Genomic DNA, 24977 nt, shown 5'->3' on the forward strand with positions numbered 1-24977 from the left:
CGCGGAGGAGTCCATCGCATGTCACGCGTCAGCCTCAGCAAGTCCTCGCTCGCCAAGCAGAACCGCGCCTTGCAGACCTACGAGCGCTACCTGCCCTCGCTCGATCTGAAGCGCAAACAGATCATGACCGAGCGCGCCAAGGAGGTCGTGGCCCAAGAGGAGACCCGTCGCAAGATTGCAGCGCTGCGCACGCGCGTGACGGAGAACCTGCCCATGCTCGCCAACCGGGAGATCGAGCTGGCCGACCTAGTGCATGTGCGCGGCGCACGCCTCGGCGAGGAAAACCTTCTCGGGACGCGGCTGCCCGTGCTCGAAGGGCTCGATCTCGTCAAACGCGACTATGGCTTGTTGAGCAAACCCCACTGGGTGGACGTCTTGGTCGATGCACTCTCCGAGATGCTGACGCTTCAAGCGCAGCTCGCGCTGCACGATCGTCGTCTCGTATTGCTCGATGACGCGGTGCGCAAGGTCACTCAGCGGGTCAATCTGTTCGACAAGGTATTGATCCCGCGCACACGCGAGAACATCAAGCGGATTCGCATCCACCTCTCGGACGCCGAGCGCGCGGCGATCGTGCGCTCGAAGATCGCGAAGGGCAAACGACTCAGAGAGGCCTCGGCATGAGCATTCAACGCCTGATGCGCCTGACGCTGGCCGGTCTCGCAACCGACAAGGATGCCGTCCTCGAACGGCTCCAAACGCTCGGCTGTCTGCATCTGATCCCGTTGCGACCCGCGCCGAGGGAACCCGAGAAGGAGCCGGCCAGCCACGCCGTCGAGGCCCTGCAGGCGCTGCGCTATCTACAGGATTCGCGCGAGAAGCGTCGTCAGGTCCGAGAGCCGGAGGGGTTCGATCTGGCCGGCACCATCGCGGCCGTACTCGAGAATCAACAACGGCTGCGCGATGTGAGCGACCGCCGCGACGCCTTGGTCGAGCGCATCGCCGAGCTCGAGCCCTGGGGCGATTTCACGCTGCCGCCCGAGCAGGATCTGGCCGGGCGCAAGTTTTGGTTCTACATCGTGCCGCAGCGCCAGATGGCGCAGCTCGCAACGCTCGAGCTGCCCTGGCAGGTCGTGCATCGCGACAACCGTCAATCCTGGGTCGTGGTGATCGATCCGGACGAACCGCCCCGCGATGCGCTGCCTGTGCCGCGTACCCTGGCCGGGGCTTTGAGTCTCTCCGAGGTCCGCCGCCGTCTCGAAGCGGCCGAGCTCGAGCTCGAAGAGATCCGGGCCGAGCACCTTGCACTGACACGCTGGATCTATCTCATCTCGACACATCTCGCCCAAGCCGAGGACGCGGCCCAGCTTCGCCACGCACAGGCGCAGACACGCGACGAGGAGTCCCTATTCCTGGTGCAGGGCTGGGTCCCCGAAGACGCGGTCGAGCCGGTTCAGGCGCTCGCCGAGCAACAGGGCCTGGCACTCTTGACGGAGACGCCCGGACCGGACGATGCACCGCCGACCCTGCTCGACAATCCCGGCCCCATCGCCGCCGGCCAGGACCTGGTGGCCTTCTACCAGATGCCGGCCTACGACTCCTGGGATCCTTCTCGGGTGTTGTTCTTCTCGTTCGCGGCCTTTTTCGCGATGATTCTCTCCGATGCCGGCTACGCGGCCCTCTTGGGCGTGTTGCTGCTCGCCTATTGGCGCAAGTTCGGCCGCAGCGCGCTCGGCGGGCGTCTGCGCATCCTGGCCGGGGCGCTGGTCGGCACATCCGTGCTCTGGGGTGTCCTGGTGGGGAGTTATTTCGGTTTCGCGCCCCGCCCGGACAGCCTCCCGGGGCATCTGCATCTCCTCGATATCAACGATTTCGAGGTCATGATGCAGCTGTCGGTCGGGATCGGCGTGGTCCATCTCATCCTCGCCAATCTCGAGATGGCCGGCGCTCAACGCGGCCGAGCTGCTGGACGCGTGGCGATCGGCTGGATTGCGGTGATGGTCGGCGGCTTTACGCTCTGGGTCGCGGGTGATGCCGGGGCGCCCGAGTGGGTCGTCCTTTCGGCGCAGATCCTGATGGGCCTCGGGTTCGCCGTGGTCCTGCTTCTGGGCAGCGACCGGCGCGTGGACGGCGTGAAGGCGTTCGCCCTGCGCGGCCTGGACGGTCTGAGCAACCTGGTGCGGGTCACACAGGTCTTCGGGGACGTGCTCTCCTATCTGCGGCTCTTCGCACTCGGCCTGGCCTCCGCCTCGATGGCGATGACCTTCAACGGGTTGGCCAGGGACGTCGCAACCGAGATGCCGGGTCTGGGACTGCTGTTCGCCATCCTCATCCTACTGGCCGGACATGCGCTGAATCTGCTGCTCGCGCTCATGAGCGGCGTGGTCCACGGGCTGCGGCTGAACTTCATCGAATTCTACAACTGGGCCCTGGCCGGCGAAGGCTACCCCTTCAAACCCTTTAAACGGACGGAGTTGCGCGAATGAACGAATTTGTGGTTGCGCTGGGCTGGGCCGGACTCTTCGCCCCCATGGCCCTGGGTGCGATCGGCAGCGTCATCGGCTGCGCGGTTGCCGGACAGGCGGCGATCGGCGCCATGGTGGATACGGATTCGGGCTACGGACGCTACATTGGTGTGTCGGTGATGCCCTCGTCGCAGGTCATCTACGGCATCGTCATCATGTTCAGCCTGCAGCGCGACGTCACACCCGTGACCGCACCGGCGCTCTTCGGTATCGGTCTGCTCTCGGGTCTCGCGTTGCTCTTCTCGGCGATGCGTCAGGGTCAGGCGTGCGCCTCGGCGATTCACGCCAGCAAGACCAAGCCCGAGATCTTCGGTCTCTCGCTGGCACCGGCCGCCATCGTCGAAGGCTTCGCCGTGTTCGCCTTCGTGTTTGCGCTGGTCTTGGCCGGCGGGATCCCCGGATGAGCCGTACGAGCAGCGAGGGGCGCGATACCATGGCCACAGAAGACAAGGTCGCACTCAAGGGCCTCGCATCCTCCGGCGTCGAGGCGCTGATCGAGCGACTGCGCGACGAGGGTGTGCAGGTCGGTCAGGCCGAGGCGCAGCGGATCGAGGCGGAGGCGCGGCGCGAGGCGGCCCGCATCGTGCGCGAGGCCGAGAACCGCGCCAAGGCCATTCGCGAGGAGACCCAACAAGAGGTCGATGCCCTCAGAAAAGGCGGTGAAGAGGCGCTGCGGATCGCCATGCGCGACACGGTTCTAAGGCTCAAGGCCGACCTTTCCGATCGCTTCAGCGACGAGGTCAAACGGCTGATCGCCGCCAAGATCGAGCAGGAGGCATTCCTCGAGCGCTTGATCCTGGAGGTGGCCGCCAAGGCACGCGCGGAGGCCGGGATCGACGCCGGACAGGCGGTCGAGGTCCAGTTGCCCAAGGCGCTGGTCAGTCCCGAGGAGCTTCGTCGCAACCCGCTGGAGCTGCGGGAAGGATCCTTGTCCCACTTCGTGCTCTCCTTGGCGGGCAACATCCTGGCCGATGGAGTGACCTTCGGGGTCGCCGCCGGAACGGACGGCAAGGGCATCCGGCTCGCACTCAAGGGCAAGGACGTGCACATCGACCTGACCGACGAGACGGTCGCCGCCACCCTGCTCGCCCACCTGCAACCGCGCTTTCGGGCGATCCTCGAAGGCATGGTGAAGTAAGGAGACGAGGCGACCGTGGCGCACTCCGACCGTTACGCGATGCTCCTAAGCGCGTTGCCGTATCACGGCCCGCTCTTCGGTGCGAAGCAGACCCCCTTGTCGCGCATCCGACTGAACCAGCGTCTCGCCTTGCTCGATCCAGACGAGGCGGACTGTCTGCGCCATGCCAGACGACTACTCGAGTGGGCGCAACAGGAGCAAGGCCGAACCGACACACAGGCCGTGGTCCGGGCGAAGCAGGTCATCGACGGGATCACGAACCCCTTCATCCGCGATCTGGTGACCTGGCGGCTCGAGATGCGCACGCTGGTCGCCGCTCTGCGGCGGCGGCACCGCGGCGAAGCCGCGCCTCGAGACCGCCGCTGGGGCTTCGGGCGCTGGGTGAGCCGGATCATGCAGCACTGGAACGAGCCTGCCTTCGGTCTCGAGCGTGCCTTTCCCTGGCTGCCCGAGGCCGAGCGTCTGCTCGCGCGCGGCGGCACCGTCGATCTGGAGCGGCTGCTGCTCGGCGCGGTGTGGAACCACTTGGAGAGCTGCAGCGACGGGCACTATCTCGATTTCGAGGCCGTCGTTATCTACGTCCTGCGCTGGGACATGATCGCGCGCTGGACGACGTACGACGGCGAGGAGGCCGCACGACGCTTCGACGAGCTGGTCAAGCAGGCGATGGCGGGGGTCGAGAAGAGCCTGCGGCCGTCCGCCGACACCGCCCGACCCACCCGCGCTTAAACCGTGCCCGGTGCGGTAGGCGAGGTTTTTTGATGGGATCGACCGCGGCAGACGTGACGACCGCTGGAGCCGGCGCGGTTTAAGAATTTGAAACATAAATCATGTTAAACCGCGTCTCCCCGAGATCGAGGACGTCTCCAAAGTCGAACGCAAGATGAAGATTGCGCATTTCGCTCTGGACGCGGTTTAACCCTGTCGACCGCTGGCTCGACGTCGGCGCCCTACTGGATCTACTCATGGCAAGACACACGACCCGAGGCAAACCAAAGCATGAGGAGCGGCCGCGTGCGCCCGACAGCGCACCACCGACACAGGACTTCGCCAAGATGCATGACGACGCCCGGACCGCCCCGCCGGCGCCTCCGGCTCAGGCCGATGCACTCGCCCGTGTCGTGGCGGTGCAGGAGAGCCTGGTGACCATCGAGGCCGGCTGGGAGAACGGGGCACGTCGCTCCCTGAAGAAGAACGAGGTGGTCCTGATCCTGCCGCGGCGGGTCGCCGCCGACGGACGCCAGGAACGGCTCAAGGCCGAGGTCCTGCGGGTGCGCGGATATACCGCCGACGTCCAGGTGTTCGAAGACACGCGCGGCATCACTATCGGCGACCCGGTCGAGCAGACCGGCGAGATGTTGTCGGTCGTCCTCGGCCCCGGTCTGCTCGGACAGGTCTACGATGGTCTGCAAAGCCCGCTCGACAAGATCGCCATCGAGCACGGTGTCTTCCTACCGCGCGGTGTCGATGTCGATCCATTGGACCGAGAGCGCAAGTGGTCCTTCGTCCCCGCCGTCTCGCAAGGTGCGCGCCTGAGGGCCGGCGGCCTGCTCGGAACGGTCGCCGAAGGCCGCTTCACGCACAAGATCATGGTGCCCTTCGACCAGGCCGGCGAGGTCGAGGTCACCTGGATCCAGGAAGGGAGCGTGACGCTCGACACGCCGGTCGCGCGCATCCGCGACGGCCGAGGCGAGGAGCGCTCGCTCGACCTGACCCAGCGCTGGCCGGTGAGACGCCCGCTGACCGAGCACATGCTGCGCGAGCGCACGACCGAGCGGCTCTATCCGAACGAGCCGATGATCACGACGATGCGCACCGTCGACACCTTCTTTCCGGTCGCGCGCGGCGGAACCGCCTGCATCCCCGGCCCCTTCGGAGCCGGCAAGACGGTGCTGCAGCATTCGCTGGCCAAGCACGCGGCGGTGGATATCGTGCTGGTGGTCGCCTGCGGCGAGCGTGCCGGCGAGGTCGTGGAAACGATTCAGGAGTTCCCGCGCATCAAGGATCCGGCGACCGGCGGCTCGCTGATGGATCGCACCATCATCATCTGCAACACCTCGTCCATGCCGGTGGCGGCGCGCGAGGCCTCGATCTACACCGGCATCACCATCGGCGAGTATTACCGACAGATGGGCTATCACGTCCTGCTCCTGGCGGACTCGACCTCCCGCTGGGCGCAGGCGATGCGCGAGACCTCGGGGCGCCTGGAAGAGATCCCGGGCGAAGAGGCCTTCCCGGCCTATCTGGAATCGGCGATCCGCAGCGTTTACGAGCGCGCCGGCCTGATCCGCAGCGCCGACGGCAGCTCGGGCAGCCTGACGATGATCGGCACCGTCTCCCCGGCCGGCGGCAACTTCGAAGAGCCGGTCACCCAGGGCACGCTCAGCACGGTCAAGAGCTTCCTCGGGCTCTCCTACGATCGTGCGTACCGCCGCTTCTACCCTGCGATCGATCCGCTGATCTCCTGGTCGCGCTACCTGGAGCAGTTGTCCGACTGGTACGCCCGCAATCTGGACCCGACCTGGACCGAGCGCGTCAAGGCACTCAAGGATCTGCTGGTCCGCGGCGACAGTGTCCAGCAGATGATGCAGGTCACGGGCGAAGAAGGCATCACCACCGACGACTATGTCGTCTATCAAAAGGCGCTCTTCCTCGACATGGTCTTCCTCCAGCAGGACGCCTTCGACGCTGTCGACGGCGCGGTCCCCATGGATCGCCAGAAACTGACCTTCGACCGCGTCTGGGACATCGTCGAGCAGGAGCGCAGCTTCGAGGACAAGACCGCGGTGCGACACCACTTCAACAAGCTGACCGGGCTCTTCAAGAACTTCCACTACGCCGCGCCCGAATCGCCCGATTACACGCGTCTGCTCGCCGAGATCGACGGAATGACGACCTAAACCGCGTCCAGAGCGACATGCTCGTTTTCGAGTGGGCTCGACCTGTGGTGCGTCCACGACTCTTAGGGTGGACGCGGTTTAAAATGATATTCTTTGTCTCCCTGGCCTTCTCGGTCGTGCCGGCCATCGTCGTCTTCAGCATCCTCTTCGGGGTGGCCCTGATCGGGGTCAAGAACAAAGCGCACTTCGTCGACCTCCTGTCCACGGTCGGCGATACCTTGATGACCATGACCGCCTTCATTGGTCGACCCGCGCCTTACGGGTTTTCGCGGCCGACGTTAAACGGCTGGCCGCCGAGTAAGGTGCTGCATGGACGATTCGATATCCGCGTTTCAACCTGACGATACCGAAGCCGATCCTCGTGATCCCGTTCGGCTATGCGCTGGCACGGGATGCAGATCCGAAGCTGATGACCTTCTTCAACGCCTGGCTCAACAATGCGCGTGGATACGGCACCATCGACACGCTCTATCGCTATTGGATGCTCGGCGAGCTCGACACCACGCGCGAGCCGCGCTGGTCGATCGCCCGCAACGTGCTCGGGTGGCTCGATTGACGGCTCGTGCGGCGGGCCGGCATGAGGGATGCCCCCGAAACGCTCTCCCGCTCATCACATGGGGTGTCATCGGGACGGTTGCGGGCGATCCCGAAGCCCTCGCCGTCGAGATCAGCATGCACAACGGCGACCGCCTGACCGATCGTGTCATTCGCCAGGACGGCAACCTGCTCACGCTGCAGACCGATTACGCGGGGACTCTCGAGATCGCTCGGGCATACGACAGCAAACCGTCCGATCAGGCCTTGACCACCAATACCACGCTGCTCCACAAACTCGGATATCAATGGCAATGACGGAAACCCCCAAGCCTGTTGCGCCGACATCGATCGAGGGATTCCAACTCGCCCGGGATGCCGGAAAGCTATGGCTCGAGCACAACGCATTCAGTCATGCCGGCGCATTGGCCTTCTTCACGCTGTTCTCACTCGCACCGACCTTGGTCATCGTCGTCGCGGTCTTGGGCCTGGTGCTGGGCGAAAGTGCTGCCCAAGGCGAGATTGCCGCCCGACTGCAGGACACCATCGGGGTTAGCGCAGCCAAAGCGATCGAACATGCGGTCTTGATGTCGCGAGTGGACAAGACGGGCTTGATGCCGACCCTGCTCGGGATCGGCGCCGTCGTGGTGGGTGCAACCACCGTATTCACCCAATTGCGCTTCTCGCTCAACACCATCTGGGGCGTCAGACCCAATCCCGAAAGCAGCGGGCTGATGCGCATGGCCATGACGCGGCTCTTGGCGCTGTTCGTCGTGCTCTTGATCGGACTCGCGTTGTTGCTCTACAGCGTCATCAGCTCGGCGCTGGGTGCGATCGCGCCCTATCTGGACCTTTCGCTGCCGGGCTTGGAGCTGTTGTGGAACAGCGGGCAATCGGCGATTTCTCTGTTGATCGCGACGGCCTTCATCGCGACCCTTTTCAAGGTGTTGCCCGACGTCGTCCTCTCCTGGCGGGACGTGATGATCGGTGCCGTCGTCACGGCCCTGATGTTCGTGATCGGGCGCTACGGCATTACCCTATTTCTTGCACACACCGCGAAGGCGTCCACCTTCGGAGCGGCAGCCTCGCTCGTGATCGTGCTGTTCTGGGTGTACTACTCGGCGTTGATTCTCTTGCTTGGGGCGGCCTTCACACGCATGTATCTCCATGCGCGCGGGAAACCCCTCGTCCCCCGGAAATCGGCGGTCAGGGTCATGCAGGAATTCGTTCGGTGATCGCGTTAAACCGCGTTCAGAGCGAGATGCTGATGTTCGAGTGAGCGTGAAGTTTGGTGCATCCACAACCCTTCGCGGGGACGCGGTTTAAGATTCAATATCTTTAATACTTTAAACCGCGCCGGCTCCGACCGTGGTCGGAGCCGGCGCGGCCAAGCCACTCCAACACACGACGCATGCCGCGCCGGGCGCGGTTTAAACGCATTCGCCGAATCGATATGGTACAGGCCGAATCCCCATCCGGCGATGAGACGCGACGCGGCGAATTTCGGACACCCTGCCGGATCGTCTTCGCCGTCGAGAATCTCGCCAAGACCTACGTCATGGGCGAGGTCGATATCCAAGCCCTGCGCGGCGTCGACATCGAGCTTTATGCCGGCGAGCTGGCGGTCATGCTCGGGGCATCGGGTTCGGGCAAATCCACCCTCCTGAACATCCTCGGCGGACTCGACCGCGCGTCCGGCGGCCGGGTCCGCTATCTCGATCAGGATCTGACGGTCGCCGACGACAAGGCCCTGACCGCCTTCCGGCGCCGCCATGTCGGCTTCGTCTTCCAGTTCTACAATCTGATCTCCAGCCTGACCGCGCGGGAGAACGTCGCCGTCGTCACCGAGATCAGCTCCAACCCCATGTCTCCGGAAGACGCACTCGCCCTAGTCGGCCTCGAAGACCGTCTGGACCACTTCCCGTCGCAACTCTCCGGCGGAGAGCAGCAGCGGGTGGCCATCGCCCGGGCCGTGGCCAAGCGGCCGGCTGTGTTGCTCTGCGACGAACCCACGGGTGCCTTGGACTCAAAAACAGGCATCCGCGTCTTACAGGTCATCCAGCAGATCAACCGGGATCTCGGCACCACCACGGCCGTCATCACACACAACGCCGTGATCGCCGACATGGCCGACCGGGTGATCCGTTTGGCCGACGGGCGGGTGCAGGAGATTCAGGTCAACGCGCGTCGAAGGGATCCTGCCGAGCTGGACTGGTGATCTAAACCGCGTCCCAACGCCAGATTTAGGGTTGGAGCAGATCTTGACCGCGTCCGGGTCAACGTCTGTTGGTGTGGACGCGGTTTAGATGGTTGTTTGGTCTAGTACCTCGTTCCACCTTGTTTTGCATGCTCAGAGCCCCCCAAAGGCGTCAGGGCAAGGCATAGACCGCGGGGAATCGTGGGTGCAGCGTCACGACCATCTCTCAGCGTTTAGGTCAAGCCGATGCGGTCCCGACCCGAGTCGCTTCCGGAACCTCGACCAGCTTGCCGGTACGGACGTCGTAGATATAGCCGTAGATCGGAATGTCGGCCGGAACAAGCGGGTGCTGACGGATGCGCTGAACATCTTCGACCACGCTTTGCGCGTTGTCTTTGATCGTCAGCCAGTCCACGTAATTCCCCTCGGTTGAACCCGGCCCCTCGCCACTGTCGTGCCAGCCGGCGGCATCGACACTGGCGGTCTTCAGACTACTGGCGAGCAGACCGCGCATGACTTCGTCGCTAAAGGTCTCCATGCCGCAATCGGTGTGATGGATGACGAACCACTCTCGGGTTCCGAGCAGTTTGTAGGAGATGACGAGCGAGCGGATAGCGTCGTCGCTGGCGCGACCGCCTGCGTTGCGGATGACGTGCGCGTCGCCCTCGGCGAGCCCGGCGTATTTAGCCGGATCGAGGCGCGCATCCATGCACGTCAAAATGGCGAAGTGTCGCCCCGGCGGCATCGGTAAGTCGCCCTTGTCGAAGTCGGCTGCATAGGCGGCGTTAGCGTTCAAGACCTCTTCGAGTGTCTGGCTCATGATGATCCTCTTCAGGTGGGTGCGCCTGTTGTCGAGGGCGGTGCGTCGGCGCTCGATCGAAATGCCCGCCCTCGGTCGAGATGGGGCGGTTTGCTCGGTTTTTCGACTGGCGGCAGATTGGACGTCGTTTTCGCAATCAGAACCGGGCGGGGATTGACGATCCGTTGATCTCGGAACGGACCCCGGGACCGCGATCAGCGCACAATTTCACGCCTAGCTTCGGAATAAGCCTCCGCTCTTGAACCGGTTCAGCCGGCTCTAACGGCGGCAACCGGCCAGGAGCGGACCAAACGCGACCTGTGCTAAGTTCGCATGGACCGCAACCCCCTCGACGGTCGCGGCGCTCCTCATCGGTCCACGGGTGTCTCGTGCTTCTGGGAAACATGCCGTTCACGGGAGTTCTCCGAAAACCAGACAACCTAAAAAGAGCAGTTAGCGCCCGTCGCGGAGCGTTTTCGGCCCGCGGGCGAGTACACATACCGGCGGTTCGGCGGCTACGCCGGCGCCGGTAACACCGCCGGCGGCTGCAATTGGCGGCCGTTGAGATACTTCACCAGCGCCCGCGAGAGGAGCCGGTACCAGCGTTGCAGGGGACTCAACTGCTCCGCAGTTCGGCGCAGCGTGTTGAAGAAGGCCGTGATCTCGCGGCAGGTCGCCTCCACCCACCCGGCTTCGGCATGGGGATGGCTGATGGTCAGGCGCGTCTGCCCGCCGTGACGGGTCAGTCGTGCCGGTGCGCTGAGCAGCAGCGGGCGGCTGGTGATCGCCTCGGTGTGCCGAGTCGGGTCGGCCAGGCGCACGAACAGGCTCCACCAGTTGTAGGTCAAGGCGGTGATGCGCGCCATGAAGCGGCAGCGCTTGATGTCGCGGGTGGTGAAGCCGCCCCAGCCCCAATGGTTCTTGAGCTCGTCGAAGGGATTCTCCGCGTCGGCGCGATCGCGATAGAGTTGCGCCACGCTCAGGATCTCATGGGGCAGCGAGGTCACCAGCACGGCGTACTCGTAGACGATCGTCTCGTCGGTGAGCTCGGCGAAGCTCAGGCGCAGCTGCTCGGGATCACCCTGCTCGACGACGGCCAGGTCGGCCTTGATGCGCCGGCGCAGCACGACGGCGCGCCGGGCACGGCTCCAGCCCGACAGACGCAGGGTCGTCTCGGCCCCCTGCCAGCCTTGACCGGCATCGCACCACTCGGCATCGCGCATCAGGCGCTCGACGGTCTGCTTGACCTTGGAGGTCATGCGCAGCTTGAACAGATACGGGATCCCCTCCTGCTCGGCCCGTGCCATGTTGGCTTGGGTGCCCCAATCGCGGTCGCCGCGAATGCACAGCGGCCAGTGCGCCCGCGGCAGGCGCGCGAGCAACTCCCACAGCCCCGGCGCGCTGTACTTGGACGCGGTTTGGTTGCCGTCCAGCACCTCCACGTCCAGGATCAGACGCAGACCGGCGACGAAATAGGTGTGGTCGGTGTGCGAAGGGCGCCCCGGCTTGTGCGGGTTGTAGCCCTTGAGCGCACCCTCTTGATGCCCGTAGAGCGGCTTGACCGTCACGTCGGTATCGAGAATCCAGGGCACGCCCGGCACCGGCGCCACGCAGGCGTCCAGGTGGTTCTGCAACCAGGCCACCCCGTCGGCTTCATCGAGCTTGCCGAGGTTGCGGCGCACCGAGTCCTCGCTCACCACCGCCTCCATGCCCAGCAGGGCGGCGTTGATGGTGTCGCCGCGCAGGGCACTGATGTGGGCATCGCGCTGATGCCCGGACAGCACCGCCAGGATGGCGGTACCGAGAACGTCGCGCGTGCTCGGGGCGTTCGGGCTGGTCAGCTTCAGCGGGCAGCTCTCGACCCAGGCATCGAAGCGCCCGCCCAGGCGCAAAAACTCGGTGAAGAACGGCAGCTGCCCCAGCGGGGTGACCGCCGCCTGCGCATCCCACTCGACGTGGACGCGGCCGCCAAAGGTGTCCACCGCAACCGGGCCGGCATGCGGTACCAATGCGGTGGTTTCGGGTTCACCCTGCGGGTGAGGGATCGGGTTGCTCATGGGGACCTCCTTGCGCCGATATTTCAGCGGCTTGGATCACTCGAGGCAAGGTTTAACTGCTCTTTTTAGGGACAACCACTTGTTCGGCTTCGAAGGGATCGATCGTAATCTACGAGATCTAAATGGCTAAGATCTACATCGAAACGTCCATCGTCTCCTACCTCACCGCGCGGCCATCCAACAATTTGATCGCTGCTGCGTGGCAAAGGGAAACGGTCGATTGGTGGGAAACGCAAAGGGGCCGATTTGACTTGTACGAGCTATTGTCAAATCTGGTGTATGACCATAGGGCCAGAGTTTGATCAGGCGGCTTCCCGTTGCTCCTCTTGGGTCTCCGGTGGGTCGTCGGACACCGGAATCCCGTCTTCGTAACGTGTCCCGCCGAGCAGTTCGGCCACTTTCTCGGGGGCACGGATGCGCCGCCAGGTCTTGGCGGCCTCTTCGCTCATCTTGAAGGCCAGGCCGAGGAAGGTCGCGCGGGTGACGCAGTTCTTGGTCCGGCCGGTGCGATGGCGCACGGTGGCGAAGGTCGACTCGATGGGGTTGGTGGTGCGCAGGTGCACCCAGTGCTCGGCCGGGAAGGCGAAGAAGGCGAGCAGGGCCTCGCGGTCCTTCTCGAGCTTCTCGGTGGCCTTGGGATATTTGGCCCCATAGCGGTTGATGAAGCGCTTAAAGGCTTGGTCGGCCTGCTTGCGGGTCGGCGCCATCCAGATCGCCTGCAGATCCGCCTTCGCCTTGCCTTGCAACGACTTGGGCAAGGCATTGAGCACGTTGCCCATCTTGTGGAACCAGCAGCGCTGATGCGCGGTCTCGGGGTAGACCTGCTCAAGCGCACCCCAGAACCCCAGCGCCCCGTCGCCGACGGCCAAGCGCGGACCCGTCTGCAGACCACGTGCCTTCAGATCGCGCAGCACATCGAGCCAGGATTCGGTGGATTCACGCAACCCGTCGACGATGGCGACCCACTCCTTGGTGCCGTCGGGCCGCACCCCGATGATCACCAGCAGGCAGAGCTTGGGATCGTCGCTCTCGCGCAGTGTCGTGTAGATGCCGTCGACCCACCAGTAGGCGTACTGCCGGCCTTCGAGGCTGCGCTGGGTCCAGTCCTTGTACTCCTCGGCCCACGCGGCCTTGAGCCGGCCCAGAGCCGCCGCGGAGAGCCCTTTGGCGTCCTCTCCCACCAGCACCTCCAACGCCTCCCCGAGGTCGCCGCTGGAGATCCCCTTCAGATAGAGCCACGGCAGCGCCGCGGCGACCCGGGCACTGCGGCGCACGTACGGCGGGGCCAGCGCGGAGTTGAACTTCACCCCGGCCCCGGAGCGGTCGCGTACCTTAGGCACCTGCACCTCCACCGGACCCACCGTGGTGAGGATCTCGCGCGCCGGCAGATAACCGTTGCGCACCACCGCCCGGCGTCCGTCCATCAGCGACACCCCGGCAAACTCCTCGAGCAGCTGCTCCACCTCCGCCTCGATGGCCCGCTGCAGGATGTCGCGCGCCCCGCGGCGCACCAGCTCCTCCAGCGGCAGGCCCAGCTCGGCCAGCACCTCGCCCCGATCCCCTCTTGCACGGCGGGCCCCCGTACTCGTATCGTCGCTCATGGCGCACCTCTCTCGTTGCTGCTTTGGGTCTCGACAACCACATTGTCAGCAACGGTGCGCCGCCTGCTCAAGCTCTATCAGTCCCCGCTCATACACCAGAATCGAGCATAGCTCCTTGTACATCTCAGAGGTGGTCGTAGAAGAGGCAGGCCGAGGCGATGAGTCAGCAGCGTCGCGACGACTTCGGGCACTTGAAGATATTGAGGTCCTGCAACTTGACAAGAAATCCGTGGCGCTCTCCAAGGCGCTGATTGAACGAGGCGCAGTACCAAAAACAGCGCTGGACGATGCGTTGCACTTGGCCGTTGCCGCGGTGAACGGCATGGAGTTTCTGCTCACCTGGAATTGTCGGCACATTGACAACGCCGAGCTGAAGCCAAAGATCAGAAACGTCATAGAAAGCGAGGGTTACCAATGTCCCGAGATAGCAACCCCAATCGAGTTAATGGGAGTCCATGACGATGACTGACGAGGTAATGAAGGAACTTTGGGCCACAAAAGACAAGATAGCCAACGAGCACCGCTACGACATCGACGAACTGGCCGAGTATTTCCTACAGAAACAATCTTCTCGCCGCGGCAGATTCCACTGCGACGAGCGAGACCTGAGAGCCGAACAAGGCGCTCCAGCCGAAGTCGGTATCTCGCGCGGCTGAGCGCAAGCCTTCAGGGCAAGGCTGATGTCTCCTATGGGTCGAGACCGGACCCTTCCGCCGCCTCTCGGCCGTTGCCGCAGTGCGGAAAGATCGGCGGAAGTCAGGTGAGCGAATCTTCGGAATCTGTGACGAGATCATTTTGGAAACAACAGCTGATGATCGGTTGCAGCGGACGGCGCTCTGCGCCGCCGCTGATAGGGAGCGTTAACGGCAGGCCCGATATCTCCTTTGGATCTTGCGCTGTCAGTGGGCTGCACGCCCGTTCGTCGTAGGACTCCGACACGGCTGACCGACAGCAGTCGGCCAACTTCGGACATCGACCTCGGATCGATGAGCGGCATCTCGACGCCGGAAGTCGAGACCGCAAGCGAACACGGCAGCTGTTCTTCAGGAGCGAAAGAAGACGGATTGGGATCGGTGCGATATCCCCTGGATTTCGTGTTACGTCCCGATTTCCCGCAGGCCGGACGTGCGTGTCCAGGCAATCGCGCGTTGAGCCAAGTCAACCCGCGCCAGCCCGCTACCTCAAAAGAAAGTCTTACGCCTAGGTGTCTCGGACCCGACACCTTCGACCAGTCGCGGACGGCGCGGCTCTGGGGCAGGGAACATCGCCGGGCGATCCTGCTCCAACGCGGGTGCTGGCGCCTCGTTATCACGCATGGCGTTGTAGAGTTCGCTCCGAAGCTGAGGAATCAGCCTGCCCGTCAGTTCTTCAAGGCGCTCGCGGTCGTCCCAACGCATCTTCTCGAACGACTGAAGGCCGCGCTTTTCAGCAATCTCGCGGGCGCGTGGGCTGACCTCTTCCCATATCATGCGCAGGTCCTCCGCCCGGTCGAGCAACAGCAACTCTCGATCATGCAGCTCTTCGAAGATCTGGTCGAAGCGAGCAATCAGACGCCGTTTGGTCCGCGGGAGCGTTACATACCCGATAACAACGAAAGCCAGGACTGCGGCCAATGCAATCCCTGGCAACGCCACTACCATGCCCGTGGCAAACGCGGCAGCGCTCAGCCCGCCCAAGAGCAGGATCGAGAGACCGACCCACCGCGCGCGGACCGATCTTAGCCTGTTGGCGGCCTCGCCGATCACCATCGCGTGCAGCCGGAGCCGCTCAGCATAGGCCTGGATCTGTGTGATCTGGTTGTCCATCCGCCGGGTCGGTGCACGGCGTAACTCACCGATCAGGTCGTTTCGCGCTTTCTCAAAGTCCTCCATCGGTAGGCGCGACTTCGGCTTGTCGGCCACCGGTACAAAGGTGTTATAGATCATCGGCAAGTCTTTGCGCGGGATCACCTTTCCCAGGTTCCAGCAGAGGGCTCCGTAGGCCCGCGCGAAGTCGTGCAAGCTCTGGAACTGATCCACCTTGTTCAGGACGATCAGCATCTTATGGTCGATGCCCGATAAGGACTCGCGGAAGACCTGGAGTGTTTCGCCCGTCGTCCCGGGCTTATCCGGATCAAAGAAGACCAGCACAAGGTCGGCGCGTTCGGCGAACCAACGCACCACACCGGGGAAGTCATAACCACGCCCGGTCTCGTCCTTGGCAGCGTCGATCATGCCCGGGCTGTCGATCAACGTCACCGTTTGCAATAGTTCAGCGGGGCGCAGCTTCAGCCTCACATGTGAAACCAATTGGCTACCAAAGGGCCGGAGCCCCTCGTAGGGCAAGTCCGGATTACTCACGACAGCAGCCCCATCTCGCTCGGTCGCGGTCGCGCCATGGGTGATGATCGTGAACCCGTCATCCGTGGGAGCGACCCCGGTGTTCTGAACGTCGTCGCCCAGGAGATAGTTGACAAAAGTGGACTTCCCCGATGAATGATTGCCCAAGAGCAAGACCTGCGGCGGCCGACGCAATTCGCCCAGAGTTGGGGGACGTCGGAAAAAGAACTCTTTTGCCAGCGGGTCGAGAAGGTCGTCGTAGAAGCCGCGGATCTGGACAGCGATTTTTTCCATGACGGGATGCAGAAGGGATAAGGGTAAAAGGGGATTTATAGGGGACAGGAATCGGGAATCCAAGCGAGCCGTTGCATGCAAGTCGAGCTGGTTGGAGAGGCTAACGTTCAGAATCCGGTCAAAGGCACTGCGACGGTCCGTGTCGCTTTTGGGTCGAGAACGACCAGCGGGGTGTAAAACTTCCCGACACCCGAGAACCGGCTCGGGCGGATTTGTGGTCTGAGGCGGGAGTGGCCGGTCAGGTGCCTCTTATCTCCGCGTGTACTAGTTTCTCGGGGTCGGCACGAAGCGCCGTTGACCGGGGCTGCTCCGGCGACCTGCCTACGCTCGTGTCTGCCGCTGAAGGTGGGGCTTCCGGGAGGCTGTGCCGCACGCGGTACCGGCACCGGCGAGGTAGGCGAGGTAGGCGCAGTACAGGCGAAGCTGAGGTATGGTGAGCAAGCCAAGAGGTCTTCTGGTGAACTCCGGCAGACAAGAACCCACCTTTACGAAAGTCAAGATCCATTTGGCCCTTCCCCTCAACCTAGCTCCGTACAGAGCTTGTAAATCGGACATTACCGTACCCCATGACTACAATGCTCGCGCAGACGCATGCGATCAAAGGTTCTCGGGAATTTGAGCTTGTCGATGACGAGGTTCGGTACATCATCAAGTCGCCGCTCAGAACGGAGTCTTTGAGCGTCGTTTTGAACGTCTTGGACCCTGAGCCTCTGATATCGGGTTCGACGCTTGCGTTTGTCAGCCAGGTGAACAGAGAGCCACTGGTTGAGTTGTTTCTCGATGAGCCGGACAGGGAGACCTTTAATCAATTCGTGAGCACGATGCGGCGACGGATTATCGAGGAGGATTTCGGCCGGCCTCGCGTCCCGGATAAGGTCGTCGATGTCAACGTCGACGGAGTCACTGAATCGATTGATATGCTGCGGAGATACGTGGACCCGCAGGAGATCGAGGCCTTGCTTGCTGCCTTGGAGGAACTAAAGCAGACGCCGGATATCCCGCACTGCCTGCAACGCGTCGCGGAAGCATTCAATGAGCTCGGTATTGCGCAAGGCCAGGTGCTGCTCTATGCGCCTTACATCAATTTCCTGTTGTCAGGGGCCGGTGCAGAGAGTGACCGCGCAGACACCGAGAGGTAGTCCGATCGACATCTCCTTTCGCGACACGATCGCTTCTCTAATTCGAGATCAGAATGACTGCAAAAGTAGAGATTTACGGCACAAGCAACTGCCGGAAATGCGTTGACGTTCGGGCGCTGTTGGACCGATACAGCATCGAATATGTCGACCATCTGATCGATTTGATGCCGCTTGAGAAAGACGAGATGTTCCGGCGCTGCGGGCTCAAGCACTACCCCCAGATATTCATTAATGATGAACATATCGGGGGAGAAGAGGAGTTGATGATGCTGGAGGCCGACGGGCGGTTGCGGAAGCTACTGGGTTCGCGAGTGCAGTCCTAATCCCGGATTCGAGACTGACGTCCGCGAGAGGGGAGTGAAATTTCCTGACACCCCCCGCGGTTCGTGGGGGTGTCCGCTTCGGATCGTAAGCGGTCTGCTCGCATGCCGGGTCCGGTCGCCCCCGAACCAACTTGGTGATGGGCGTGCATCCGACTTTAGAAATTTTCTTCACTCCACTCCTGAAAATGACAACTCGGTGATGAACGCCATCGGCGGCTGCCCGGCGATGGCGTGAAAGCGGCGCGCGAGCCCTGAACGGGACGCGCCGATCCGTTTCGCGGGGTGGCCAAGGTCCATGGATGAGTGGGGACCTCGTGCATCATCTGTAACCTGACCGACCGCGTTCAACGGGCGCTCGGCCGAGCACCGCGCGACTTCTGCGACTATGCGCAAGCCACGGCAGCAATAGGGGTCTGGAGCCTGGAAGAGACGACTGCCAGAGCGATGGCCATCATCGCCGACGGGCTGGACATGGTTGAACCGAGGCAGGTCTGCAGATGACGGCGACTGGCCGTACATCCCGTGGCCTTGTCTGCGCGAGTCGCCACAAGCCGGGTCAGTCAGACGACCCCTGTTCCCGCAGGTAGCGGACGACGCCAGGATGCAGATGCTCGGCCGGCACCTGCGTCGCGGTATTCTGCATGGTCGTGAAGCGCCATTGCGCGAGGCGCGCCGAGAGCGGCTGCGCACCGCGATGAATCGCCTCCGCAAGACGGTACGCGAGGGCATCGGGCAATTGCGGCCGCGTGAGGATCAGGGACCAGAGACCCACCGAGTCGATGCGTTGCTTCTGACCTCGATAACTGCCCGCGGGTACCGACATGGCGCGCAGATGCGGATGCCTGGTGAGGATCTGCTCCACCTGCTCGCCGGTCGGTGCGATGAAGCGTGCGCCCGACGCGCTATCCGCGGCGCGAACGAAGCCAGGCCAGCCGATGCCTGCTCCCCATAACGCCTCAACCTTGCCCTCCAGCAGCAGGCGCGGACCGTCCGCGGCGCGCTCAAGGATGACAGGATTGAAGTCCGTTTCGGGGTTCAACCCGATGCCGTCGAGCACGTCGTAGGCAAGCAGGCGCAGCCCGGATGCATGGGTACCGAAGGCGACGGGTCTGGCCTTGAGATCCTCGATGCGTTGGTAGGGGGAATCGGCGCGTACGACGAACATGCCTGGGTTCGGATACATGACCGATACCACCTTCAAGTCGGCCGATGTCCGCCCAAGACCCTGCAACGAATTGTGTGCGGCGTTGCCCTCGACCAGACCGATATCCACGGCGCCCGCCTCCAGCAGGGTAAGGTTCTCGCTGCTGCCCTGTGTGGCGACGGTCTCAATACGGAGGCTCGGGTCGATCGCGTTGATGACGTCTGCCAGCGTTTGACCGAACAGCTGGAAGCCGCCACCTGGAGTAGCGGTACCGAGCACTAGCGTGGTGGCTTCGGTGCGAGCGCTTTGGGCCGATTCGCCGGAGGCGACCGGAATGGCCGCCATTAGGAGCAGCGCGAGTAATAATCGGGAGGTGCTCGAGTGCATAGGGGGAAGCTTGGACATGCGAGGTTCGAGGGACGCTTCAGTTTTTAGCACGGCATGGTATCAATCGCCCTGTGTCGCCAGCGAGACCTTGGCCCTCGAAACTCGGTTGAAATTTCCGGGAGTCCATCTGGATAACGACAAGCCGTGAGCCGCCAAGCAGACGTTAGCGGACAAACGGCAGGGCTCTGGCGACTACCCGAGCGGGACTTTCACCCGCTAAAGTACGCGGCAGTCCCAAGCCGCATCTTCCCCTATTTCTCGCGAGGTCGCTTCTTAATGATGTGTCGAGCAAAGCAGGGATCGGTGTCGATACTTTGGGCCGCGCGCTGGCTCTTGTTTGCGCCGGCCGCCCCGGCCGCGGAGATCCCGTACGTCCTCGTGCTGTATTCCAACCATCGCTTACCGCCGGCGAATCTCGAGTTCGAAGCCGCCCTGCGCGAGACTCTCGGTGAATCGACCGAGCTGAACGCCGAGTTTCTCGCCGGCCTGCCGACCGATGCGCTGTTGCAACGGCTGAGTGAGCTGGACAGCGACACCCTGGTGGTTACGCCGGGCTACTTCGAAGACGGTGTCGGTCACCTGTTTTCCCCTCGCGAAGCCGCCCGGCCCATAGCCGCTGCCGCCACCGCGCCGGTGTCCACCACTGCTGTTGTCGTGGTTTGTGAGCCAGGCTTTGCCCATCTTGGGTCTTTGTCATGCGGGTAACGAAGGTTGACGGTATCCTCAGACGCATGAGACCAATCCCGTACAGTCAAGCACGGCGGGGCCGCGATGTTGAGCCGATCTGCACCCTCCAGCGCTGGCGCAACACGTTGTTCGGCTCTTTGTTCGGCTCCGGCCAGATGAGCGCGATGCGGATCGCTGCACTCTTCGCTCTCTTGTTCATTTCCCCCGCGCTGCCGGCCCAAGATCGCGGCGAGCCCTACCGGGTGCTGGTGTTGCATTCGCACAGAAGCAGCCTGCCCGCGAACACGGATTGGTATAAAGGTATCGTGCGGGGATTTGCCTCGGCGCCTGACATGCAAGTCCAAATCGATGTCGAAGCGCCTGATCTGACGCGCGTCGACGATGCAAACTACGTCGCTGAGCTACGCCGCAGCTATGGCCATAAGTACCGCGACTACAGGCCTGAGCTGGTCATCGCGACCTACACGCCGGCCTTCGAGTTTCTGTTCAACTATGGGGAAGAGCTGTTTCCTGGTGTGCCGATCGTGTTCTGCGACGCGGATGGCCGCATCGTGGGCGCACACAAACTGCCGGCGACCATGACCGGCGTCACTTTCAATGCCGACATCGCCGGCACGCTGGAATTGGCATTGGCGCTGCATCCCGACACCGAGCGGGTGGCCGTGATCGTCGGGGCCGGTGCGTATGGCCAATGGTACGAGCGCCTTGCAGAACAGGCATTTCAATCACTGAAGACCCGCCCTGACCTTGTCTGGTTGAAGGGTCTGCCATCGAACGAGCTCTCGGAGGCGGTCAGTCGGCTGCCGGCCCGAACGGTGATCCTCTACCTGATCCAATATCAGGACCGAGCCGGCAATGCCTACACGCCGCATAGCATCCTTCGCGATGTCGTCGATGTCGCCAGCGTGCCGACCTATGGTCTCTGGGACACCCTGATCGGCACCGGTATCGTCGGCGGTCGCCTGGTTGCTCTGGAGGACGACGGGTTTCGCGCGGCAGAGATGGGCGTGCGCATCCTCCGGGGCGAAGCGCCGCAAGCGATACCTGTCGTCAACCGGCTGCACAACCCGGCGATCTTCGACGCCCCGGCGCTTGCGCGTTGGCGGATCGACGACGACCGATTGCCCGCGGGCAGCCGCATCCGCAACCGCCAACCCTCGCTGCTGCAGGAACATCCAGGCGCGATCGCCACCGGGGCTCTCGTCATCGCCTTGCAGGGGCTGCTGATCGCGGCCCTGTTCGTGAACCGGAGACGCTTGCAGCGGACCGAGCTCGCACTGCGCGACGAGAACGCCCGCGGCAAGCAGACCATGAACGACATGATCGCACTGCGCGCAGCACTCGCCCGATACGGCAAGCAGCGCAGCCTCGGCGCGATGGCCACGGCCATTGCTCACGAGATCAATCAGCCGCTGATCGCTATCCAGAACTACGCCCAGGCGGCGAAACGGCGCCTGCGCAGTGGCAACGATCAAACCTCCAAGCTGCAAGCCTTGTTCGAGAAGATCGAGGGCCAAGCGACTCGGGCGGGTGAGATCACCCATAAGGTGCGGGCATTCATCAGTACCAAGCAGGTCGCCCTGGAGCCGCTGCCGCTCTGCGCGACCTTGAAAGAGGCGGTCAGGATGATGGAGCTGGAGACCGAGAGGCGTGGCTGCATCATCGACTGCACGTCCGCCGGAGAGCTCCCCGCCGTCCTTGCCGACGGCCTTCAGGTCCAATTGGTGTTGGTCAACCTGCTACAGAACGCGCTTCAGTCGGTCTGCGGTGACGAAGCGAGCGATCGCCGTGTGCGCGTCCATGCCGAAAGGATCGACGGCGACGTCCAGGTCTGCGTCTCGGACCGGGGACCCGGGGTACCGTCGCAGCAGGTCGAGGCCATCTTCGAACCGCTGCATTCCACTAAGAGCGGCGGCATGGGCATGGGCCTGTCGATTTGCCAAGAGATCATTGAAGCCCACGGCGGACGACTTTGGTACGAGCCCAACCCCGCTGGCGGTGCGATGTTCTGCTTTACGCTGCGCGTGGCCAGCCATGATAAAAACAGCTAAGCAAACGGTGTTCATCGTCGATGACGACGATGCGGTGCGCGACTCGATACAGGAATTGCTCGCGTCCGTCGGGCTGCGCGCCGAGTGCCATGCCTCCGGTCAGGCGTTCCTGGACGCATTCGAGCCGGAACGCCCCGGATGCCTGATCCTCGACGTGCGGATGGCGGGCATCAGCGGTCTGGCGGTGCAAGAACGACTCAACGCACTGGGTACGACCCTGCCGATCATCATGCTCACCGCCCATGGCGACGTCCCCATAGCAGTCCAGGCCATGCAGGCCGGGGCCGTCGATTTCCTGCAGAAGCCCTACCGGGACCAGGCCTTGTTGGATAGCGTCAATCGGGCGTTGGGGCTGGACCTTGGCGCGCGGCGATCAGGCACCGGGGACGGCGATCTCGCCCAGGGTCTCAGCTTGCTGACGCAGCGCGAACGCGAGGTGTTCGACAACTTGCTCAAGGGCGGCACCAGCAAAGAGATCGCCCGCGAACTGGATGTCAGCCATCGCACTATCGAGGCCCATCGCCAGAATCTGCTGCGAAAGCTGGGCCTGAGCTCCGTCAAGGAGCTGCTTGCGTTGGCGCTGGCGTCGCGGAGGGAACGCTAGGCGGACAGAGCGCGCGCAAACCTGGTTTCGTGCCCTGAACCGATCCGCACGGGTTCGCTCAGCGCGTTGTCTGTGGCTGTTTCTCCCGGTGACTACGTACGTAGGACGCGTAGTCAATCGTATGTCCCTACTGCCTACGCTCCTCTATCGTCAACGCAGACAAGAATTCCGAGCGCGGTGCTGCCAACGCGGTAAGGCCGGCCTGCCAATCAAAAAGCGCGCTATTGGCGAAGGGTTGTTTCATCGCCGCTGCAGGAGTGATCAAACCCCATGCCAACAGTGACGGTGTCTGTGGTCAGCGCTGACCCCGCCATGCGCGCCTATCTCGCTGATTTGCTGCGCTCCGCGAGCCTGCGCAGCAAGGCGTTCACCGATCTGCAGGCTTGCCTCGATCATGTCGGCTCAGACCGGATCGGCTGTCTGCTTGTCGATATGCCGGCCAATGATTCCGGTGGCTCCGAGCCGAGCCAGCTCGCCGCCGCCTGCGTCCGAATGCCGACGCTGGTCATCGTCGATCGCGGCGACGTCCCGCAGGCAGTCAGCGCCTTGAAGGCCGGCGGGTTGGTCATCCTGGAGAGGCCGGTCACACGCGCCGACCTGTTGGCTGGCATCCGAAGGGCAGGGTCCGACGAGCGGTTACGTACGTAGTCTAGCCCGGATGTTTCATAAACCGACACAGCCGACACTGGCCTCGCGGATTTGCGCGGCGCTGGGCGTCACCGAGGGCGATGACCGGGACGCCGCGGGGGTTGAATGGTGGAAATACCGAGCGGCAACGGGCTTGATCAACGGGGCACGAGTAGTTTTGTCGCCGCGCAGGCGTACGATGCCCTGCCCGAGGTGGGCATAGTCGTCGTGCGCGTGCTGAAATCCCCGTGCGGGGATGTATGTGCGTCTAGGCGGGCGCCGCCCGGGGCTGCGCGTTGAAGAGCCTCTCGGTGACCTGCTGCAACAGCGTCTTGACCGGACAGCTCGAGGGCAGGTGCAGGCGCACGCGGTCTTTGTACTGCACCACGCGCACGGCGAGCTTGAACAGTTTGATGATCACGGTGGCAGGCTGGGCGTTGGCCAGTTCCGTGCCGACGAGGACCTCGGTGCGCAGCGTTTGGTGCAAGACGTAAGCGGCGCAGGAGAAGAACAAGCGCATCTGATTGGCCAAGAAGGTGCTGTCGGAAGTGCGATCGCTGGCCAGATCGTTCTTGATCATTTTGATGAAGTTCTCGTCCTGGCCGCGCGCGCAGTACAGATCGCGGTAGACGCACTCGGGACTGGGCAAGTCCAAGGAGGTGACGACGAAGCGGAGGTTGTCGCCGCGCGCCGTCACCTCGGCTTTGAGGATGGTCCGACACGCGCCGGGCCAGGAACCGGCACGGTAGTCAACCTCGTGGTAGGTGCGGGTCCGCTCGGGTACGTCGGCGTCGGCGCGCCGGGCGTTCTCGATGCGCAGCGCATGGAGCTTGCGGGCGTCGGCCAAGAACGGCTCGGCCCGTGGCGTGAGAGCCCGGTTACCCGCCAGGCCGAAGATGAAATCCGTCAACGGATCGGCCATCGCCAAGGCCATCAACTCGGGGTTGGAGAAGTGTCCGTCGCCGCGCAGGATGATGCGTGTGCGTGGCCACGCGGCCCGCAGCCGCTTGAGCACGCGCTTGAGGATCATCGCGTTCTCGGCGCCGGTGGGGCGCTTGCCGGGACGCAGCACCGCGGTGATGAACTTCCCCGAGAGGCCCTCGAAGAGAAACAGCGGCAAGTAGCAATGGTTGCCGTAGTGATGATTGTAGAACGCGAACTCCTGCTGGCCATGGGTGGCGTCTTCGGAGTGGTCCATATCGAGCACGATCACCTGCGGCGCCTTCGGGTAGCTGGCGATGAAGGCCTCGACGAAGGCCTGCGCCATGCGGTAGAGGTCGCGCGCGCCGACCCCATTCTCCAAACGCGAGAAGGTCGGCCCGCTGGCCAGGTCCGTCGTCGCATCCAGCGGCTTGCGCTCCAGCCCCAGCTTGAACAGCGCATCACGGCGCAGCGCATTGGCGTCGTTGCCGTCTTCGTAAGCACAGGCGATCTGGTAGACCCGTTGCGCGATCAGCTCACGCATCGGATGGGTGGTGTAGGACGGATGGCGCCAATCATCGATCGCTGCGCTCAACCGCTCGGTCAGGCCGATCTGCCGATCAACCCCGCGCAGAATCATGGGGCCAAAGTCAGACGACATGGCGCCGCCGTCGAAGTCGCCGCGGACCGTGAAACCGGCGACCGGGGGAAAACGCAGCTGTTCCGGGGTAGACTCGGGCATGGGCGACCTCGTTTAGCTTCTTCCGAAGCGTTCTTGGCGGAACAGCCAT

At 63.5% G+C, this 24977-nt stretch carries 25 protein-coding genes; 19 read left to right on the forward strand and 6 right to left on the reverse strand.

Going from position 1 to position 24977, the window contains the following annotated elements:
• Positions 1 to 18: 18 nt before the first annotated feature.
• The 11 genes from LT988_RS05815 (at position 19) to LT988_RS05865 (ending at position 9255) form a co-directional block, all read left to right on the forward strand.
• On the forward strand, positions 19 to 624 hold the full coding sequence (locus LT988_RS05815; protein ID WP_232409274.1) for a V-type ATP synthase subunit D: 606 nt from the start codon (positions 19 to 21) through the stop codon (positions 622 to 624).
• Positions 621 to 2426: a V-type ATP synthase subunit I gene (locus LT988_RS05820; RefSeq protein WP_232409275.1), complete on the forward strand. Its 1806-nt coding sequence runs from the start codon at positions 621 to 623 to the stop codon at positions 2424 to 2426. Before LT988_RS05815 ends, LT988_RS05820 begins: the two co-directional genes overlap by 4 nt.
• The gene (locus LT988_RS05825; RefSeq protein WP_007193661.1) at positions 2423 to 2869 is read left to right on the forward strand and encodes an ATP synthase subunit C; all 447 of its coding nucleotides are present in this window, start codon (positions 2423 to 2425) and stop codon (positions 2867 to 2869) included. The genes LT988_RS05820 and LT988_RS05825 overlap by 4 nt, the downstream gene beginning before the upstream one ends.
• Positions 2866 to 3603, forward strand: a complete 738-nt coding sequence (locus LT988_RS05830) for a hypothetical protein (protein ID WP_232409276.1) — start codon at positions 2866 to 2868, stop codon at positions 3601 to 3603. Before LT988_RS05825 ends, LT988_RS05830 begins: the two co-directional genes overlap by 4 nt.
• Positions 3604 to 3618: 15 nt before the next feature.
• Entirely contained in the window at positions 3619 to 4332 is a 714-nt protein-coding gene (locus LT988_RS05835) for a DUF2764 family protein (protein ID WP_232409277.1), read from the forward strand.
• A 326-nt stretch (positions 4333 to 4658) separates the two neighbouring features.
• On the forward strand, positions 4659 to 6503 hold the full coding sequence (locus tag LT988_RS05840) for a V-type ATP synthase subunit A (protein WP_232410522.1): 1845 nt from the start codon (positions 4659 to 4661) through the stop codon (positions 6501 to 6503).
• An 83-nt stretch (positions 6504 to 6586) separates the two neighbouring features.
• Positions 6587 to 6844: a dicarboxylate/amino acid:cation symporter gene (locus LT988_RS05845; RefSeq protein ID WP_232409278.1), complete on the forward strand. Its 258-nt coding sequence runs from the start codon at positions 6587 to 6589 to the stop codon at positions 6842 to 6844.
• Positions 6845 to 6864: 20 nt separating this feature from the next.
• Positions 6865 to 7059 (forward strand): hypothetical protein, encoded by a 195-nt coding sequence (locus LT988_RS05850; RefSeq protein ID WP_232409279.1) that lies wholly within the window; start codon positions 6865 to 6867, stop codon positions 7057 to 7059.
• Positions 7060 to 7175: 116 nt separating this feature from the next.
• On the forward strand, positions 7176 to 7355 hold the full coding sequence (locus LT988_RS05855) for a hypothetical protein (RefSeq protein ID WP_232409280.1): 180 nt from the start codon (positions 7176 to 7178) through the stop codon (positions 7353 to 7355).
• Positions 7352 to 8272 carry a YihY/virulence factor BrkB family protein gene (locus tag LT988_RS05860; RefSeq protein WP_232409281.1) on the forward strand — a complete coding sequence of 307 codons (921 nt, stop codon included), beginning with the start codon at positions 7352 to 7354 and terminating at the stop codon, positions 8270 to 8272. The genes LT988_RS05855 and LT988_RS05860 overlap by 4 nt, the downstream gene beginning before the upstream one ends.
• Positions 8273 to 8595: 323 nt before the next feature.
• Positions 8596 to 9255 (forward strand): ABC transporter ATP-binding protein, encoded by a 660-nt coding sequence (locus tag LT988_RS05865; protein ID WP_232410523.1) that lies wholly within the window; start codon positions 8596 to 8598, stop codon positions 9253 to 9255.
• 217 nt (positions 9256 to 9472) lie between these two features.
• Here the strand turns inward: LT988_RS05865 and LT988_RS05870 are convergent, their stop codons facing one another.
• From LT988_RS05870 to LT988_RS05880, 3 genes are all read right to left on the reverse strand, one after another.
• The gene (locus LT988_RS05870; RefSeq protein ID WP_232409282.1) at positions 9473 to 10054 is read right to left on the reverse strand and encodes a beta-class carbonic anhydrase; all 582 of its coding nucleotides are present in this window, start codon (positions 10052 to 10054) and stop codon (positions 9473 to 9475) included.
• Positions 10055 to 10548: 494 nt separating this feature from the next.
• Complete coding sequence (locus LT988_RS05875; protein ID WP_232409183.1) at positions 10549 to 12090, reverse strand: transposase; 1542 nt, start codon at positions 12088 to 12090, stop codon at positions 10549 to 10551.
• Between the two features lie 302 nt (positions 12091 to 12392).
• The gene (locus LT988_RS05880; RefSeq protein ID WP_232406689.1) at positions 12393 to 13691 is read right to left on the reverse strand and encodes an IS256 family transposase; all 1299 of its coding nucleotides are present in this window, start codon (positions 13689 to 13691) and stop codon (positions 12393 to 12395) included.
• Between the two features lie 115 nt (positions 13692 to 13806).
• On the opposite strand from LT988_RS05880, the gene LT988_RS05885 reads away from it, so the two are divergent.
• Complete coding sequence (locus LT988_RS05885) at positions 13807 to 14160, forward strand: type II toxin-antitoxin system VapC family toxin (protein WP_232409283.1); 354 nt, start codon at positions 13807 to 13809, stop codon at positions 14158 to 14160.
• Complete coding sequence (locus LT988_RS05890; protein WP_232409284.1) at positions 14153 to 14347, forward strand: hypothetical protein; 195 nt, start codon at positions 14153 to 14155, stop codon at positions 14345 to 14347. Before LT988_RS05885 ends, LT988_RS05890 begins: the two co-directional genes overlap by 8 nt.
• Positions 14348 to 14872: 525 nt before the next feature.
• Here LT988_RS05890 and LT988_RS05895 read toward each other — a convergent pair.
• Positions 14873 to 16303 (reverse strand): dynamin family protein, encoded by a 1431-nt coding sequence (locus tag LT988_RS05895; protein WP_232409285.1) that lies wholly within the window; start codon positions 16301 to 16303, stop codon positions 14873 to 14875.
• A gap of 566 nt (positions 16304 to 16869) precedes the next feature.
• On the opposite strand from LT988_RS05895, the gene LT988_RS05900 reads away from it, so the two are divergent.
• Positions 16870 to 17442, forward strand: coding sequence for a hypothetical protein (locus LT988_RS05900; protein ID WP_232409286.1), 573 nt, complete (start codon positions 16870 to 16872; stop codon positions 17440 to 17442).
• Between the two features lie 53 nt (positions 17443 to 17495).
• A complete protein-coding gene (locus LT988_RS05905) occupies positions 17496 to 17765 on the forward strand; it encodes a glutaredoxin domain-containing protein (RefSeq protein ID WP_232409287.1) in 270 nt (89 codons plus the stop codon).
• 556 nt (positions 17766 to 18321) lie between these two features.
• On the opposite strand, the gene LT988_RS05910 is transcribed toward LT988_RS05905, so the two are convergent.
• On the reverse strand, positions 18322 to 19314 hold the full coding sequence (locus LT988_RS05910; protein WP_232409288.1) for a TAXI family TRAP transporter solute-binding subunit: 993 nt from the start codon (positions 19312 to 19314) through the stop codon (positions 18322 to 18324).
• 360 nt (positions 19315 to 19674) lie between these two features.
• Here LT988_RS05910 and LT988_RS05915 point away from each other — a divergent pair, with 360 nt between their 5' ends.
• The 4 genes from LT988_RS05915 (at position 19675) to LT988_RS05930 (ending at position 23286) form a co-directional block, all read left to right on the forward strand.
• The gene (locus LT988_RS05915) at positions 19675 to 20001 is read left to right on the forward strand and encodes a hypothetical protein (RefSeq protein ID WP_232409289.1); all 327 of its coding nucleotides are present in this window, start codon (positions 19675 to 19677) and stop codon (positions 19999 to 20001) included.
• 26 nt (positions 20002 to 20027) lie between these two features.
• Entirely contained in the window at positions 20028 to 22034 is a 2007-nt protein-coding gene (locus tag LT988_RS05920; RefSeq protein ID WP_232409290.1) for a sensor histidine kinase, read from the forward strand.
• 7 nt (positions 22035 to 22041) lie between these two features.
• Entirely contained in the window at positions 22042 to 22638 is a 597-nt protein-coding gene (locus LT988_RS05925) for a response regulator transcription factor (RefSeq protein ID WP_232409291.1), read from the forward strand.
• Positions 22639 to 22908: 270 nt separating this feature from the next.
• A complete protein-coding gene (locus LT988_RS05930; protein WP_007192949.1) occupies positions 22909 to 23286 on the forward strand; it encodes a response regulator in 378 nt (125 codons plus the stop codon).
• Between the two features lie 247 nt (positions 23287 to 23533).
• Here the strand turns inward: LT988_RS05930 and LT988_RS05935 are convergent, their stop codons facing one another.
• Positions 23534 to 24928: an IS1380-like element ISTro1 family transposase gene (locus LT988_RS05935; RefSeq protein ID WP_232406659.1), complete on the reverse strand. Its 1395-nt coding sequence runs from the start codon at positions 24926 to 24928 to the stop codon at positions 23534 to 23536.
• Between the last annotated feature and the right edge of the window lie 49 nt (positions 24929 to 24977).

It is taken from the genome of Thiocapsa bogorovii (assembly GCF_021228795.1).
Lineage (GTDB): Bacteria > Pseudomonadota > Gammaproteobacteria > Chromatiales > Chromatiaceae > Thiocapsa > Thiocapsa bogorovii.

Coding starts and splice junctions, on each gene's coding strand:
- LT988_RS05815 (WP_232409274.1), top strand. CDS start 19: ATGTCACGCGTCAGCCTCAGCAAGTCCTCGCTCGCCAAGCAGAACCGC.
- LT988_RS05820 (WP_232409275.1), top strand. CDS start 621: ATGAGCATTCAACGCCTGATGCGCCTGACGCTGGCCGGTCTCGCAACC.
- LT988_RS05825 (WP_007193661.1), top strand. CDS start 2,423: ATGAACGAATTTGTGGTTGCGCTGGGCTGGGCCGGACTCTTCGCCCCC.
- LT988_RS05830 (WP_232409276.1), top strand. CDS start 2,866: ATGAGCCGTACGAGCAGCGAGGGGCGCGATACCATGGCCACAGAAGAC.
- LT988_RS05840 (WP_232410522.1), top strand. CDS start 4,659: ATGCATGACGACGCCCGGACCGCCCCGCCGGCGCCTCCGGCTCAGGCC.
- LT988_RS05845 (WP_232409278.1), top strand. CDS start 6,587: ATGATATTCTTTGTCTCCCTGGCCTTCTCGGTCGTGCCGGCCATCGTC.
- LT988_RS05855 (WP_232409280.1), top strand. CDS start 7,176: ATGCACAACGGCGACCGCCTGACCGATCGTGTCATTCGCCAGGACGGC.
- LT988_RS05860 (WP_232409281.1), top strand. CDS start 7,352: ATGACGGAAACCCCCAAGCCTGTTGCGCCGACATCGATCGAGGGATTC.
- LT988_RS05865 (WP_232410523.1), top strand. CDS start 8,596: ATGGGCGAGGTCGATATCCAAGCCCTGCGCGGCGTCGACATCGAGCTT.
- LT988_RS05870 (WP_232409282.1), bottom strand. CDS start 10,054: ATGAGCCAGACACTCGAAGAGGTCTTGAACGCTAACGCCGCCTATGCA.
- LT988_RS05875 (WP_232409183.1), bottom strand. CDS start 12,090: ATGAGCAACCCGATCCCTCACCCGCAGGGTGAACCCGAAACCACCGCA.
- LT988_RS05880 (WP_232406689.1), bottom strand. CDS start 13,691: ATGAGCGACGATACGAGTACGGGGGCCCGCCGTGCAAGAGGGGATCGG.
- LT988_RS05890 (WP_232409284.1), top strand. CDS start 14,153: ATGACTGACGAGGTAATGAAGGAACTTTGGGCCACAAAAGACAAGATA.
- LT988_RS05895 (WP_232409285.1), bottom strand. CDS start 16,303: ATGGAAAAAATCGCTGTCCAGATCCGCGGCTTCTACGACGACCTTCTC.
- LT988_RS05900 (WP_232409286.1), top strand. CDS start 16,870: ATGACTACAATGCTCGCGCAGACGCATGCGATCAAAGGTTCTCGGGAA.
- LT988_RS05905 (WP_232409287.1), top strand. CDS start 17,496: ATGACTGCAAAAGTAGAGATTTACGGCACAAGCAACTGCCGGAAATGC.
- LT988_RS05910 (WP_232409288.1), bottom strand. CDS start 19,314: ATGTCCAAGCTTCCCCCTATGCACTCGAGCACCTCCCGATTATTACTC.
- LT988_RS05920 (WP_232409290.1), top strand. CDS start 20,028: ATGAGACCAATCCCGTACAGTCAAGCACGGCGGGGCCGCGATGTTGAG.
- LT988_RS05930 (WP_007192949.1), top strand. CDS start 22,909: ATGCCAACAGTGACGGTGTCTGTGGTCAGCGCTGACCCCGCCATGCGC.
- LT988_RS05935 (WP_232406659.1), bottom strand. CDS start 24,928: ATGCCCGAGTCTACCCCGGAACAGCTGCGTTTTCCCCCGGTCGCCGGT.